This window comes from Streptomyces sp. NPDC034099 (assembly GCF_055575415.1).
Window position 1 is genome coordinate 74,885 of sequence record NZ_JBVISR010000004.1, and the last position, 14,747, is coordinate 89,631.

A 14,747-nucleotide genomic window follows, 5' to 3' on the forward strand; every position below is an offset into this window, starting at 1 on the left:
GGGGTCAGCTCTCCGGGCGGTCCTCCGGTGCTCGCTCCGGTGCCGGGGCGGGCTCCGCCGTGGTGCTCTTGGCGGTGGAGATCGCCGCCGTCGCGCCGTTCGCCCCGTTCGTCAGTGCGAGCTCCTTCGGGGAGAGCACCGGCGGGCGCGTCGAGGGCGTGCGGCGGGAGGACCCGGTCCAGGCGGGCCGGGCCGGACGCTTGACGATCTGGGAGAAGACCTCGGCGATCTCCTCCTTGCCCAGCGTCTCCTTCTCCAGCAGCGCGAGGACGAGGTTGTCGAGGACGTCGCGGTTCTCGACCAGGATCTCCCAGGCCTCGTTGTGCGCCGTCTCGATGAGCTTCTTGACCTCTTCGTCGACCAGCGCGGCGACCTCTTCCGAGTAGTCGCGCTGGTGACCCATCTCACGCCCCAGGAACGGCTCGGAGTTGTCACTGCCGAACTTGATCGCGCCGAGGCGATCGGTCATTCCGTACTGCGTGACCATCGCGCGGGCCAGGCCGGTGGCCTTCTCGATGTCGTTGGCCGCGCCGGTCGTCGGGTCGTGGAAGACGAGCTCCTCGGCCGCGCGGCCGCCCAGCATGTAGGCGAGCTGGTCGAGCATCTCGTTGCGCGTGGTCGAGTACTTGTCCTCGTCCGGGAGCACCATCGTGTAGCCGAGGGCCCGGCCTCTGGACAGGATCGTGATCTTGTGGACCGGGTCGGAGTTCGGAGAGGCCGCCGCGACCAGGGCGTGACCGCCCTCGTGGTACGCGGTGATCTTCTTCTCCTTGTCCGACATGATCCGGGTCCGCTTCTGCGGGCCCGCGACCACGCGGTCGATCGCCTCGTCCAGCATGTGGTTGTCGATCAGCTTCTGGTCGCCGCGGGCCGTCAGCAGGGCGGCCTCGTTCAGCACGTTGGCCAGATCGGCACCGGTCATGCCGGGCGTACGGCGGGCGACGGCCGACAGGTCGACGTCGGGGGCGACCGGCTTGCCCTTCTGGTGGACCTTGAGGATCTCCAGACGGCCCTGCATGTCCGGGCGGTCGACGGCGATCTGCCGGTCGAAGCGGCCGGGACGCAGCAACGCCGGGTCGAGGATGTCGGGCCGGTTGGTCGCGGCGATGAGGATCACGCCGCCCTTGACGTCGAAGCCGTCCATCTCGACGAGCAGCTGGTTCAGGGTCTGCTCGCGCTCGTCGTGACCGCCGCCGAGGCCGGCGCCGCGGTGGCGGCCGACCGCGTCGATCTCGTCGACGAAGACGATGGCCGGGGCGTTCGCCTTGGCCTGCTCGAACAGGTCGCGCACTCGGGAGGCACCGACACCGACGAACATCTCGACGAAGTCGGAACCGGAGATCGAGTAGAACGGCACGCCCGCCTCGCCCGCGACGGCGCGCGCGAGCAGGGTCTTGCCGGTGCCGGGCGGACCGTACAGCAGCACGCCCTTGGGGATCTTGGCACCCACGGCCTGGAACTTCGCCGGCTCCTGGAGGAATTCCTTGATCTCGTGGAGTTCCTCGACGGCCTCGTCCGACCCGGCGACGTCGGAGAACGTCGTCTTGGGGGTGTCCTTGGTGATGAGCTTGGCCTTGGACTTGCCGAAGTTCATGACCCGGGAGCCGCCGCCCTGCATCTGATTCATCAGGAACAGGGCGATGACGATGATGAGGACGAAGGGAAGCAGGGTGATCAGCAGCCCGATGAACGGGTTCTGCTTCGACGGCGACACGGTGTAGCCGTCGGTGATCTGCTTGTCCTGGTACTTGTTCTGAAGTGTGTTGGCGAGGGTCACGCCCTGGTCGCCGATGTAGCTCGCCTGGATCTTCGAGCTGCCCTCGACCTTCTGGCCGTCCTTGAGCTGGACCTTGATGGTCTGCTCGTCACCGGTGGTCAGCTTGGCCGACTCGACCCTGTTGTCGTTGATCGCCTGGACGACCTGGCCTGTGTCCACCGTCTTGTAGCCGCCGGACGAGCCGACGACCTGCATCAACACGACCACGGCAAGGACGGCCAGCACGATCCACATGACCGGCCCACGGAAGTATCGCTTCACGTCCATCCACACGGAGCGGTGCCGCCCCGTCCCTCCTGCCATAGTGAGTTTGATAAGACAGTTCTTCTGACGGTACCCCAGCGTGGCGGCCCTCAGCCGCACGGGCGGGCCGACGTCCCGTCTGCATGCTCCAACGGCGCGAGGGCCCGAGGGGTTCCCGGTGGCCCGCCGAAACGCCGTGAAGTCCGTTACAGGGCCGCGTCAGCCGCCGTAGACGTGGGGCGCGAGGGTACCGACGAACGGGAGGTTGCGGTACTTCTCGGCGTAGTCGAGGCCGTAGCCGACGACGAACTCGTTGGGGATGTCGAAGCCGACCCACTCCACGTCGATGGCGACCTTCGCGGCGTCGGGCTTGCGCAGCAGCGTGCACACCTTGAGGGAGGCGGGCTCGCGCGAGCCGAGGTTGGAGATCAGCCAGGACAGGGTCAGTCCGGAGTCGATGATGTCCTCGACGATCAGGACGTGACGGCCCTTGATGTCGGTGTCGAGGTCCTTGAGGATCCGCACCACGCCGGAGGACTGGGTGCCCGCGCCGTACGAGGACACCGCCATCCAGTCCATCGTGACGGGGGTGGACAGCGTGCGCGCCAGATCGGCCATGACCATCACGGCGCCCTTGAGGACGCCGACGATGAGCAGGTCCTTGCCCGCGTACTCCGCGTCGATCTTCGCGGCCAGCTCGGCCAGCTTCGCGTCGATCTCTTCCTTGGTGATGAGTACCTTCTCGAGGTCGGCACCCATGTCGTTCGCGTCCACCCGCATCACTTTCGGTCGTCCCACCGGCCACTCCGGAGCACCCCGGCGATCCGTGCGCGGATCGGTGGGAGGGTCCGGATTCAGCCTTGCCGAATCACCAGTCTGCCACCCTGCCGCCGGGCGACGACTTTGCCGGGGAGGTTGATGGCCCCCTGACCGCGCCAGCCGGTGATCAGCCGGTCGACTTCCTCGATGTGGCGGGCGAACAGGGCACCGCCGGGGGCACCGGCCTCCAGGGCGGCGCGGCGCAGGATCCGGCGGCGTACGGCGGGCGGCAGGGCGTACAGCTTGGCGCATTCCAGTCCGCCGGTGGCGTCGCGGACACCGGCCTCGGCCTGGCGGGCCCAGGTGTCGAGGGCGTCGGCGTCGTCCCGGGAGAGCTGGGCCGTACGGGCGAGGGCCTCGACGACGCCTTTGCCGAGGGCCTTCTCCAGGGCGGGCAGGCCCTCGTGGCGCAGCCGGGAGCGGGTGTAGGCGGGGTCGGCGTTGTGGGGGTCGTCCCAGACGGGGAGGGACTGGACCATGCAGGCCTTGCGGGCGGTCTGGCGGTCGACCTGGAGGAAGGGGCGCCGGTAACGGCCGTCGGCCCCCGAGACCGCGGCCATGCCCGACAGGGAGCGGATGCCGGAGCCGCGGGCGAGGCCCAGCAGGACGGTCTCGGCCTGGTCGTCGCGGGTGTGGCCGAGCAGGACGGCGGCGGCGCCGTGGCGTGCGGCGGCGGCGTCCAGCGCGGCGTAGCGGGCGTCGCGGGCGGCGGCTTCCGGGCCGCCCGCGCGGCCGACGGTCACGGCGGTGGCCTCCACGGGGTCGAGGCCCAGTTCGCGCAGGCGCAGGACGACCTCTTCGGCGCGCAGGTCGGAGCCGCTCTGCAGTCCGTGGTCCACGGTGACACCGCCGGCGCGGACGCCGAGCCGGGGGGCCTCGAAGGCGAGGGCGGAGGCGAGCGCCATGGAGTCGGCGCCGCCGGAGCAGGCCACGAGCACGAGCGGTGCCGCCGGAGGTCCGGGCGGGCGCTCGGGCGTACGCTCGACGGCCGTCGTGGCGTGGACGCCGGCCGGAGTGTTCAGTTCGGTGAGGATGTCGTGGAGGACGCGGCGGACCGCCAGGCGTATCGCCGCGACCGCAGGATGGGGACCCATGTCCGGTGCCCTTCATGAAGTTGTCGGGGGTGAGCCCGAGGTTCGGTCACGCAGAGTGTGTAGATGGTGACAGAAACGGGCCGTTCCCTGAGCATCGCACGCCTGTCGAAGGCTCACGGTCCCTCGGACGGGTGATTGAAGGGTCGTTCGCCTGCCGCGGCCGGAATCGTTTCACGCCCCGCCCGCGCGGCTCACGCCTCCGGCTTGCGGTGCACCCGCGCGATCCAGTCCGCCGGTTTGGCGATCTCCGACTTGGTGGGGAGGGTGTTGGGCGAGGTCCAGATCCGGTTGAAGCCGTCCATGCCGCACTCCTCGACGACGGCCCGTACGAACCGTTCGCCGTCCCGGTACTGGCGGAGCTTGGCGTCCAGGCCGAGCAGCTTGCGCAGCGCCATGTCGAGGCGGGAGGCGCCCTTGGCGCGACGCTGCTGGAACTTCTCCCGGATCTCGCCGACGCTCGGCACCACCGCCGGTCCGACGCCGTCCATCACGAAGTCGGCGTGCCCCTCCAGGAGGGACATCACGGCGGTGAGGCGGCCGAGGACCTCCCGCTGGGCCGGGGTCTGCACCAGTTCGACGAGCGACCGGCCGCCGTCGTCCTCCTCCGCGTCGGGACGGCCCCCGGCGAGGGACTGGGCGGCCTCGCGGACGCGTTCGAGCACGGTCATGGGGTCCACGTCGGTCTCGGCCAGGAACGACTGGATTTCGCCCTCGAGGTGGTCGCGCAGCCAGGGCACGGCGGTGAACTGGGTGCGGTGCGTCTCCTCGTGCAGGGTCACCCACAGGCGGAAGTCGTGCGGCTCCACGTCGAGTTCGCGCTCCACGTGCACGATGTTCGGCGCGACCAGGAGCAGCCGCCCGCCGCCGTTCGCGCCGGCCGGCAGTTCGCGGGTGGCGGGGGCGAACGTCTCGTACTGGCCGAGCACGCGGGAGGACAGGAACGACAGCAGCATGCCCAGCTCCACGCCGGTGACCTTGCCGCCGACGGCGCCGAGGACCGCGTTGCCCGCGCCGCCGCCGCGCCGCTCCTGCATCTTCTCCAGCAGGGGTTTGAGAATTTCCCGGAACCCGGCGACGTTGGCCCGGACCCAGCCGGGCCGGTCGACCACCAGGACGGGGGTGTCGTGGGTCTCCTCGGTGCCCATCCGGGTGAAGCCGCGGACGTGCTCCTCCGAGGACTTGGCATGGCGGCGGAGCTCGGCGACGACGGCCCTGGCCTCGTCGCGGCTCACCTCGGGGCCCGGCCGTACGAGCCGGGTCGCGGTCGCCACCGCGAGGTTCCAGTCGACCATGCCGGAATTTGCGCCGATGCTCGTCATGCGTCAACGGTACGGGAGCGCTGCCGCTGCGGGGCAGTCGTGCGGCGGGGGCGGGTGGGGGGCGGGTCACGCGGCCCGGCGTTGGCGGGGTGCCGCTGCGCCCACCCGAGCGGCACGACTGCCCGCAGCTACGAAGTCTCGGACGCCAACGCCGTCGCCGCTCGGTCCAGGGTCGACTGGGCCGCCCAGGCGTCCGTCGTGCCGTTGGCCAGGAAGGCGAAGCCCAGGACGCGGCCGTCGGGGGTGGTCACCGTGCCGGCGAGGGTGTTCACGCCCGTGAGGGTGCCGGTCTTGGCGCGGACGAGGCCCGCTGCTCCGTCCGTGTAACGGCCGGCCAGTGTGCCGGTGAAGTGCGCGACGGGCAGGCCGGTGAGGACCGGGCGCAGCTGGGGGCGGGCCGGGTCGGCCGCCTCGGCCAGCAGGGCGGTGAGCAGGTCGGCGCTGACCAGGTCGGTGCGGTCCAGGCCGCTTCCGTCGTGGAACCGCGCGCCGCGCACCGGCAGGCCGAGCTGCTCGAGGCGGGCGGTGACGGCGGCCCCCGCCCCGTCGAAGTCGGCGCGCTTGCCGGTCGCCACGGCGGTGTGGCGGGCCAGTGCCTCGGCGAGGTCGTTGTCGCTGTTGGTCAGCATCCGCTCGACCAGGGCCGACAGCGGGGGCGAGGAGACGGTGGCGAGGGTGTCGGCGCGGGCCGTGGCCTTGGAGGGCCCGGGGACCGACGCGGTGACGCCGTAGTGCTTCAGGAGGCCGGAGAAGGTGCGGGCGGCGTCGGCGGCCGGGTCGGGCACGCGCGGTGCGGGGCCACTGGTGGAGTCGTCGGTGCGGCCCTCGTCGGTCATCAGGGCGGTGACGCGGGCGAGGTTCTCGTTGACCCCGATCGGGTGCGTCTGCGTACCGGCGTAGAGCGTCGTGTCGTACGACAGCGTCACCTTGCGCAGGTCCCGCTTCTTCAGCGCGGCGGCGGTCTTCTCGGCGAGAGTGCGCAGGTCGGCGAGGCCGCGGGAGTCCTCGCGCGCGGTGAGGGTGGGGTCGCCGCCGCCGACCAGGACGAGTTCGCCGGTGTCGCCCTCCAGTGCGGTGCGGGTGGTGAGGCGGTGGTCGGGGCCCATGGCGGTGAGGGCGGCGACGGCGGTGGCGATCTTGGTGGTGGAGGCGGGGGTGAGGGGGACGTCGACGCCGTGGCCGTACAGGCGCTTGCCGGTGGTGAGGTCGACGACGGCCGCCGCGCGGTGCTCGCCGAGCGTGGCGTCGTCCTTCAGCAGGGGGTCGAGGAGGTCCGCGAGGGCCGCCTGGTCGCCGGGGGCCGCCTTGACGCCGCCCGGGGTGGCGGCGCCGCCGAGGCCGGTCAGCACGGCCCCGGCGCTGGGCGCGGGACGGGGCGAACCGGACGCCGTACCGGAGGCGCCGGGTCCGCGGTCGTGATCTGTGCCACCCGTGTGCCCCAGGGCGACGGCCCGGTCCCGCTCAGCCGTACGCTGACCCGTGGAGTCCCAGGGGCCGGCGGCGGTCACCACACCGGCGGCCAGTGCCAGCCCGGCGGTGGCGGCACCGGCGGTGTACTGCCAGGTCTTCGGCCTCGTGATCCGGGCGAGCCGCGGCGCCGTGGCCCGTGCGAACCGTGCGACCCGCGGTTCGGCGGCCCGGACGAAGCGGGCCAGACGGGGACGTACGGCATCCGCGGCCCGCACCACGTGCGGTCTCGCGGTCCGCCAAGGCCTCAGCTCTGGCACTGTCACCAGCCCCTTTCGCGATCACACACCTGCGTGAGGGACACTTAACCACCAGAACTATGTGCTGATCATGGAGGAGCGTCCGGTGGAGTTCGACGTCACGATCGAGATCCCGAAGGGTTCGCGGAACAAGTACGAGGTGGACCACGAGACCGGTCGTATCCGCCTGGACCGCCGCCTGTTCACCTCGACCGCCTACCCGACCGACTACGGCTTCGTCGAGAACACTCTCGGCGAGGACGGCGACCCGCTGGACGCGCTGGTCATCCTGGACGAGCCGACCTTCCCGGGCTGCCTCATCCGCTGCCGCGCGATCGGCATGTTCCGGATGACGGACGAGGCCGGCGGCGACGACAAGCTGCTGTGCGTGCCGTCGACCGACCCGCGCGTGGAGCACCTGCGTGACATCCACCACGTCTCGGAGTTCGACCGCCTGGAGATCCAGCACTTCTTCGAGGTCTACAAGGACCTGGAGCCCGGCAAGTCCGTCGAGGGCGCCGACTGGGTCGGCCGCACCGACGCCGAGGCCGAGATCGAGCGGTCGTACAAGCGCTTCAAGGACCAGGGCGGCCACTGACCAGGCGCCCTTCTCGCAACGGGCCGCACGCACACGCGTGCGGCCTGTTCGCGTTTGAGTGACCATACTGAGGTCATGAGGAGGGTGAGTTCGTACCAGGGAGCGTTGCGCAGGTGACGGAGGAGGACCACAAGCCGCAGTCGGACGAGGCCCGCAGTGCCTTCCGGCAGCCGGGCGGTGTCGCGGCGTCGATCGACGGCGAGTCGTCGACGACGTCCGAGTTCGAGATCCCGCAGGGACTCGCCGTCCCCCGGAACACCGCCACCGAGTCCGAGACGACCTCGGAGTTCTCGCTCCCCGACGGCCTGGAGGCGCCCGCCGCCGCGCCCGCCGACGCCGAGGGCTCGGCGTTCACCATGCCGAGCACCCACAGCGCGTGGTCCGCCCCGACCGCCTTCACCCCGGCGAGCGGCTTCCCGGCGGTGAACCTGACGGACGTGCCCTGGCAGGACCGGATGCGCGCCATGCTGCGGATGCCGGTGGCCGAGCGGCCCGCGCCCGAGCCCTCGCAGAAGCACGACGACGAGTCCGGCCCCGCCGTGCCGCGCGTGCTGGACCTGACGCTGCGTATCGGGGAGCTGCTGCTGGCGGGCGGTGAGGGCGCCGAGGACGTGGAGGCGGCCATGTTCGCCGTCTGCCGGTCCTACGGCCTGGACCGCTGCGAGCCGAACGTCACCTTCACCCTGCTGTCGATCTCCCACCAGCCGTCCCTGGTCGAGGACCCGGTGACGGCGTCGCGCACGGTACGCCGCCGGGGTACCGACTACACCCGGCTCGCGGCCGTCTTCCAGTTGGTGGACGACCTCAGCGACCCCGAGACGCACATCTCGCTGGAGGAGGCGTACCGGCGCCTCGCGGAGATCCGCCGCAACCGGCACCCGTACCCCACCTGGGTGCTGACCACGGCGAGCGGTGCGCTCGCGGGCGGGGCCTCGCTGCTGGTCGGCGGTGACGTGATCGTGTTCTTCGCGGCGATGTTCGGCGCGATGCTCGGCGACCGCCTGGCGTGGCTGTGCGCGGGGCGCGGGCTGCCCGAGTTCTACCAGTTCGCGGTGGCCGCGATGCCGCCGGCCGCGATCGGCATCGCGCTGACGCTGACCCACGTCGACGTGAAGGCCTCCGCGGTCATCACCGGTGGGCTGTTCGCGCTGCTGCCGGGGCGGGCGCTGGTCGCGGGCGTGCAGGACGGTCTGACCGGCTTCTACATCACCGCGGCGGCACGCCTGCTGGAGGTCATGTACTTCTTCGTCAGCATCGTCGCCGGGGTGCTGGTGGTGCTGTACTTCGGCGTCCAGCTGGGCGCCAAGCTCAACCCGGACGCGGCGCTGGGCACGGGTGACGACCCGTTCGTGCAGATCTTCGCCTCGATGCTGCTGTCGCTGGCCTTCGCGATCCTGCTCCAGCAGGAACGGTCCACCGTGCTGGCGGTCACCCTGAACGGTGGCGTGGCCTGGTGCGTGTACGGCGCCATGCACTACGCGGGCGACATCTCACCGGTGGCCTCCACGGCCGCCGCGGCGGGGCTCGTGGGCCTGTTCGGGCAGCTGATGTCCCGGTACCGGTTCGCGTCGGCGCTGCCGTACACGACCGCGGCGATCGGGCCGCTGCTGCCCGGTTCGGCGACGTACTTCGGTCTGCTGGCGATCGCGCAGAGCGAGGTGGACGCGGGGCTGCTGTCGCTGTCCAAGGCGGTGGCGCTGGCGATGGCCATCGCGATCGGGGTGAACCTGGGCGGGGAGATCTCGCGGCTGTTCCTGCGGGTGCCCGGCGCCGCGAGTGCGGCGGGACGCCGGGCGGCCAAGCGGACGCGGGGGTTCTAGCGCCGGCCGCCTACGAGCTGGGGGTGTGCAGGTCGTTGGCGGGGGCCGGCTCGTCGTGGCTTGTCGCGCAGTTCCCCGCGCCTCTCAGGGCGTCTCAGTACCCCTGGTTGTAAGGGTCCTGGCCGCCCTGCTGACCGCCCTGCTGGCCGCCGTAGGGCTGCTGGCCCCGGTAGGGCTGCTGGCCGTAGCCCTGCGGGTACTGCTGGGCGTACGGCTGCTGCGGGGGCTGCTGGTACTGCTGCGGTTGCTGGTACTGCTGGGGCTGCTGCGGCTGGTCGTACGGGTCCACCCTGCGGAGCTGGGTCGTGGCGTCGTCCATCACCGGGTACGGGGCCTGGGGCTGGTGCTGCTGGGCCGCCGGAGGGGTCGGACCGGCCGCGGCGGCGCGCTGCTTCTTCTTGCGTTCGCGCAGGTACTCGATGGCGATCGGGACGACCGAGACCAGGACGATCAGGACGAGGATGGCCTCGACGTTGGTCCGGATGAGCTCGATCTGGCCCAGCCAGTAGCCCGCGAGGGTGACGCCGGTGCCCCAGGCCACGCCGCCGATCACGTTGTACGTGAGGAAGGTGCGGTACTGCATGCGGCCGGCGCCCGCCACGATGGGCGCGAAGGTGCGCACGATGGGCACGAAGCGGGCCAGGACGATCGCCTTGGGGCCGTACTTGTCCATGAACTCGTGCGCCTTCTCCAGGTTCTCCTGTTTGAAGAGCTTGGAGTTGGGACGGCTGAACAGCCTCGGGCCGAAGAACTTGCCGATCATGTAGCCGACCTGGTCGCCGAGGACGGCGGCGGCCACGATCAGGGCGCACACCAGCCACAGCGGCTGGCTGATGAACTCGCCCTGGGCGACGAACAGGCCCGCGGTGAAGAGCAGCGAGTCGCCGGGCAGGAACGCGAAGAGTCCCGACTCGGCGAAGACGATGAGCAGGATGCCGGGCAGACTGAACGTCTCGATCAGGTAGTCCGGACTGATCCACTCGGGACCGAGCGCAAGGGTGGTCACGGGATTGTGGCTCCTGCTGCTGGGGGAGGCGGGCTGGAACTGGCTGCCCAAACGTATCAACGCAGCCGCTGTGCCCTGGGTTCCACCGGACACCCCGGCGCCTGCGCCGCCCCGGCCCCGGAAACCCGGGAACCGTGGACCTGGAACAATACGGCGGCTCGCCGCCTCCCGCTGCTCCCGCTGTCACCCCTCGACGGCCTTGGGGGCCGGTCCGGTCAGCTCCCCGCGCTTCTCCTGCTGGGCGAAGACGTAGAGGAGCGCCGGGTGGGTGGCGCCGAAGGCCAGCACGAAGCGGTTGAGGCCCATGAACTGTCCGATGCCGAGGTGGAAGAGCGTCATCGAGCCGAGGAACGCCTTGGCCACGGGCTTGGGCAGCACGAAGACCAGCGGGAAGGACACCTCCGCGGCGATCGTGCCCCAGGTCACCAGCTTCCCCACCACCGGGTACCGGTGGATGAGCCGGTAGACGCGCGGGTCGCCGTAGTTGTGCGTGCGGATGACTCCGTTGAACGCCTCACCGCTGAGCCACACCGGGGAGACCAGCTTGACCACACCGGAGGCGACGTAGGAGATGGTCGTCTCCAGGGCCAGCGCGCGCATGGCCACGTCGCGCGCCTTCTCACCGTCCTTGAAGGTGCCGGTCGAGGCGAGAACGACGTTGATCACCTGCTGGAGCTGGTCGGCTCCGTCCCCGCCGAAGGGGGAGCGCAGCCGGCCGGCCGCGCCCGTCACGGCGAGCACGGCGCTGCCCACCGTACGGACCCCGCGTTTGTGGCCCCAGACCAGGGTGGCCGCGGAAGCACCGGCCTGTATCCCGTACAGGGCCACCGCCGCCTTCTTCGACTCGAGGGCCCGCGTCAGCCGGGGAAACCGCTTGGCGAACCTGGGGCGCGTGTTGCCCACCTGGCCGCTCAGCATTTCGCCGTCTTCGAACTTGCGTGACTGGCTCAGCATTTCCAGTGCGGAGACCAGCGTGCCCAGCGAAGCCACTCGGCGTGCCGTGACCTCGGGTGGAGCGCTGAGGAACATGGATGGGTGCTCCCGGGTGATGTGATGCGAGTACGGTGGAAACGAAAGCGGCGGCACGGTATGCGTATCGGGCGTACCGTGCCGCCGCGTCTTTCATCCGACCCGGTCGGCGATGCCGGTCAGCACCGCCCGCGGGCCGGTGGTTCAGCCCGCGAGGTCGTTCGTGATCTCGTTCAGCGCGTAGGCGGTGGCGGAGGTCACGGCGACGCCCTCGGGCGTCGCGAGGGTGGCCAGCGGGGTCAGCATGGTCGGCGTCGCGTCGTTGCCCATGCGGCCCGGGGTCACGTCGGTCAGCTCGGTGTTGGCGAAGTCAGCCACGACAGACATGGTGTTCCTCTTTCTCTGAGAAAACTCGTAGCGAGTCTCCAGCCGTTCGGCGGGAGGGCGCGGACTCACGCGGCACGCGAGGTGCCGAGTGAGCTCGCGGCTTCCAGTCGAGAGGGCTGTCCGGGTCGCTATGCGAGGGCGAGGGACGGCGCCTCGGCGGGCGTGACGTCTCCCTCCAGCGGGAATTCGAGCGACACGAAGACCGGTTCGATGTGCCGGTCCTCGGGGCTGGTGGGGTACGAGTGCAGCAGCATGAACTGGCTGCGCGTGGCACCAGGGGCGTGCGGCAGGTGGAGCTGGATGTATCGGGCCAGCAGCCGGTAGCCGGACGCCGTCGTCACGGGGAGCACCTTCGAGCCGAAGGCGACCGCCTGCGCGAGCGTGTGCTGAGTGGCGTCGAACAGGGCCTTCGGGCTCCGGTTGCGCGCGTTCCACGCCAGCGCGTACCACGTCCGGTCCTGGACGATCGGGACCTCCGCCCACTCCCCGGGCTTGCCGTCCGTGATGTCCCGGTAGAGCAGGTGGGCGTCCTTGACGCCGGGATTGGGCCCGAAGAAGCGCCAGTTCGGGGTCGGGATGCGCAGCTTCCCGCGACGCAGGAGTCCGTCGAAGCGCTGCTCGGGGATCTGCGCCACCGCGGTCGCGACCAGCCACGCGGCGAGCGACGTCGTGACGGCGGCCGTCTTCACGCGTTCGAGGTTCACTTTCATGACCGCGCCATCTCCTCCTTCCGTTCGGCGGCGTCCTCGCCGGCCCGGTGCTTCGTGGTGGACGGCTGCCACGCCGGTCCGAGCGGGCCCGCGGGCGGTTCACCGGCGATGAGGTCCGCCACCTCCCGTGCGTGCTTCGGCACGGCGAGGAGCGACTCGTGGTCCGAACCGAGGACGAAGTGGTGCCGGGCCTGCTGGGAGATGACGGCCAGCCTGGCCTGGACACCGGCGTGCAGGGTGTTGTCGCCGATGTTGTTCTCCGCCGTGACCACGGTCAACGGGCAGTCCAGGTCGGTCAGTTCCGGGTAGGTCTGGGCGTCCCGGTACTCGCGGTGGGCCGTGGCCCAGGTGCGGGGGGTGGCCAGGAACGCCCGGTAGGACCGGTTGACCTCCGGGCTGTACTGCTGATGGGCGTTCATGGCGGGACGGAAGACCGACAGGCCGGTGGCGGCGAAGACCTGCTCCATCACCATTCGCTGGTGGGACCAGCGGTCGACGTCGGTCCGGCGGGCGTGGCGCAGGCTGACCACCTCGGTGGCGTCGATCATGACCACGTGGGTCACGCCCTGCGCCGCGTCCGGGTGCATCGACGCGTAGGCGCCGACGAAGTACCCGCCCAGGGAGTGTCCCGCCAGGACGACGGGAAGGCCGGCCAGGTAGGTGTCGCGCAGCTCCTGCAACAGCTCGAAGCGCGACTCCAGGCCGTACCGGGTGTCCGGTGTGCTCAGCCCGTATCCGGGACGGTTGAACCGCACGTACCCCATGTCCGCGGGAAGCGCGCCGCACACCCAGTCCCAGTACTCGTGGGGCGCGCCCATGCCGTTGTCGAGCAGAACGGCCCGCCGCGCCTGCGGAGGAAGGTGGACCTCGACCTCGACGAGGCTTCCGTCCGGCCGCTCGTGCAGCATGCAACGCCGCGCACGTTCGCGGGTACCCGTGAACCGAGTTGCCGCACCGGTCAGAAGGCTTGTGCCGACCAGTCCGATCATGCCGGCGGCAAACTGGCGCTCCAAAGACGCCACATTCCCTCCCCCGTGATGTGAAGTGACTGTCTGCCCGGAAGGCTAACAGCCGATTCCGGAATCAATTAACGCGTTAGTTGACCAGGCACCCGGGCCGTTCTGCCACGAGGCTGCGGCGGCCGTAACGCCGGGGCTCGGCCGTACTTCCGCAGCTCCATGTAGAGCTCGCCTATCGTCGCCTTCAACATGGCATTTTCTTTGGCCAGCTCAGCCATACGGGATGCTTCCTCGGTGCCCCTTCCGCTTTCACCGGCCAGCCCGTTGCGGCCGCCCTCAATAAACTGCCTGCGCCAATTGGAGACCGATTGCTCGGACACTCCTGCTTCCCGCGCGGCTTCCGCCGCCGTCAGTTCGCCGCTGATCACCCTGACCATCAGGCCGAGTTTCTTGTCTGTCGGAAGTACTGGCGGACGTCCCAAGTTGAAACCCCTCCTAAGCCGACCGGGCCTTGTGCACAGCGTTCAGGGCTTGACGTAGCTGCACATGAAGAGCGGTGCGGCCTCGCTGTAGGGCGTGCCGTCCCAGCGCGACATCCGGGCTTCCGGTTCCAGTCCGGCCGCGCGGGCGTAGCCGTCGACGTCGTCCGGCGTGGTCAGGCGGGTGAGCTCGCTGCCCACCCGGGTGGTCCCGTCGCTCTGGTACAGGATGTGCGAGCACTGCCACAGGCCGCCGTCGAGCAGGACGGAGTGCGTCTGCACGCCCGTTCCCGGCTCGGGGTAGGGGACGAAGTAGGTGGTGCGGGCCCGGCCTTCGTGCAGCTGGAGAATCGCCGGCTTGTTGTGGGTCTCGATCACCAGCCGGCCGCCGCTGACCAGCAGGTCGGCCGCGCGCCGCACGGCCCGCCGCTGGTCCTCGGGGGTCGTCAGGCACGAGAGGGTCGCGCACACGCAGTACACCAGCCCGTACCGGGCCGGCGAGGTGTAGGCGCGTATGTCCCCGTGCACCGGGGTGACGTCCGCGCCCTCCTTCAGCTTGACGCGCAGCGCGTCGAGCATCTCCGGAGAGCTGTCCACACCGGTCACCGGGCCGACTTCGCGGGAGAGCGGGATCGCGATCCGTCCGGTCCCCACACCGAATTCCAGGGTGCCGGACTCGGGGTCGGGATGGCGGTCACGCAGACCTTTCACGGCCTCGCGGGTGACTCTGTCATCCGGGATCAAGCGGTCGTACCAGCCCTCGAACTGCCGGCCGTACCCTATATCGTCAACTCCGTCTTCCATTTATTCCCCCTCATGCTGTCCCCACTGCCGAACCGGTGAGAGCGTCATGAAGCCGGG

At 70.5% G+C, this 14,747-nt stretch carries 14 protein-coding genes; 2 read left to right on the forward strand and 12 right to left on the reverse strand.

The window, feature by feature from the left end:
• Nucleotides 1-4: 4 nt before the first annotated feature.
• The 5 genes from ftsH to dacB all read right to left on the reverse strand — a co-directional run bounded on the left by ftsH (nt 5) and on the right by dacB (nt 6,940).
• Complete coding sequence (gene ftsH, locus ACZ56V_RS12665; RefSeq protein ID WP_356363509.1) at nt 5-2,044, reverse strand: ATP-dependent zinc metalloprotease FtsH; 2,040 nt, start codon at nt 2,042-2,044, stop codon at nt 5-7.
• Nucleotides 2,045-2,239: 195 nt separating this feature from the next.
• On the reverse strand, nt 2,240-2,800 hold the full coding sequence (gene hpt, locus ACZ56V_RS12670; protein ID WP_007452004.1) for a hypoxanthine phosphoribosyltransferase: 561 nt from the start codon (nt 2,798-2,800) through the stop codon (nt 2,240-2,242).
• A 74-nt stretch (nt 2,801-2,874) separates the two neighbouring features.
• Nucleotides 2,875-3,933 (reverse strand): tRNA lysidine(34) synthetase TilS, encoded by a 1,059-nt coding sequence (tilS, locus tag ACZ56V_RS12675; protein ID WP_356363147.1) that lies wholly within the window; start codon nt 3,931-3,933, stop codon nt 2,875-2,877.
• A gap of 191 nt (nt 3,934-4,124) precedes the next feature.
• Nucleotides 4,125-5,252 carry a zinc-dependent metalloprotease gene (locus tag ACZ56V_RS12680; protein WP_468941769.1) on the reverse strand — a complete coding sequence of 376 codons (1,128 nt, stop codon included), beginning with the start codon at nt 5,250-5,252 and terminating at the stop codon, nt 4,125-4,127.
• Nucleotides 5,253-5,380: 128 nt separating this feature from the next.
• Nucleotides 5,381-6,940 carry a D-alanyl-D-alanine carboxypeptidase/D-alanyl-D-alanine endopeptidase gene (gene dacB, locus ACZ56V_RS12685; RefSeq protein ID WP_468942651.1) on the reverse strand — a complete coding sequence of 520 codons (1,560 nt, stop codon included), beginning with the start codon at nt 6,938-6,940 and terminating at the stop codon, nt 5,381-5,383.
• Between the two features lie 124 nt (nt 6,941-7,064).
• On the opposite strand from dacB, the gene ACZ56V_RS12690 reads away from it, so the two are divergent.
• Entirely contained in the window at nt 7,065-7,556 is a 492-nt protein-coding gene (locus tag ACZ56V_RS12690) for an inorganic diphosphatase (RefSeq protein WP_007452023.1), read from the forward strand.
• A gap of 113 nt (nt 7,557-7,669) precedes the next feature.
• Nucleotides 7,670-9,376, forward strand: coding sequence for a threonine/serine exporter ThrE family protein (locus tag ACZ56V_RS12695; RefSeq protein WP_398918797.1), 1,707 nt, complete (start codon nt 7,670-7,672; stop codon nt 9,374-9,376).
• 94 nt (nt 9,377-9,470) lie between these two features.
• On the opposite strand, the gene ACZ56V_RS12700 is transcribed toward ACZ56V_RS12695, so the two are convergent.
• The 7 genes from ACZ56V_RS12700 to ACZ56V_RS12730 all read right to left on the reverse strand — a co-directional run bounded on the left by ACZ56V_RS12700 (nt 9,471) and on the right by ACZ56V_RS12730 (nt 14,690).
• Nucleotides 9,471-10,382 carry a DedA family protein gene (locus ACZ56V_RS12700; RefSeq protein WP_398918799.1) on the reverse strand — a complete coding sequence of 304 codons (912 nt, stop codon included), beginning with the start codon at nt 10,380-10,382 and terminating at the stop codon, nt 9,471-9,473.
• Nucleotides 10,383-10,565: 183 nt separating this feature from the next.
• Complete coding sequence (locus ACZ56V_RS12705; protein WP_398918801.1) at nt 10,566-11,411, reverse strand: hypothetical protein; 846 nt, start codon at nt 11,409-11,411, stop codon at nt 10,566-10,568.
• Between the two features lie 144 nt (nt 11,412-11,555).
• Nucleotides 11,556-11,738 (reverse strand): linaridin family RiPP, encoded by a 183-nt coding sequence (locus tag ACZ56V_RS12710; RefSeq protein WP_104632050.1) that lies wholly within the window; start codon nt 11,736-11,738, stop codon nt 11,556-11,558.
• A 128-nt stretch (nt 11,739-11,866) separates the two neighbouring features.
• Nucleotides 11,867-12,448: a hypothetical protein gene (locus ACZ56V_RS12715; RefSeq protein WP_398918802.1), complete on the reverse strand. Its 582-nt coding sequence runs from the start codon at nt 12,446-12,448 to the stop codon at nt 11,867-11,869.
• A complete protein-coding gene (locus ACZ56V_RS12720; protein ID WP_468941775.1) occupies nt 12,445-13,356 on the reverse strand; it encodes an alpha/beta fold hydrolase in 912 nt (303 codons plus the stop codon). The genes ACZ56V_RS12715 and ACZ56V_RS12720 overlap by 4 nt, the downstream gene beginning before the upstream one ends.
• 179 nt (nt 13,357-13,535) lie before the next feature.
• Entirely contained in the window at nt 13,536-13,844 is a 309-nt protein-coding gene (locus tag ACZ56V_RS12725) for a transposase (protein WP_398918806.1), read from the reverse strand.
• Between the two features lie 87 nt (nt 13,845-13,931).
• Nucleotides 13,932-14,690, reverse strand: a complete 759-nt coding sequence (locus tag ACZ56V_RS12730) for a class I SAM-dependent methyltransferase (RefSeq protein ID WP_398918807.1) — start codon at nt 14,688-14,690, stop codon at nt 13,932-13,934.
• Nucleotides 14,691-14,747: the final 57 nt, after the last annotated feature.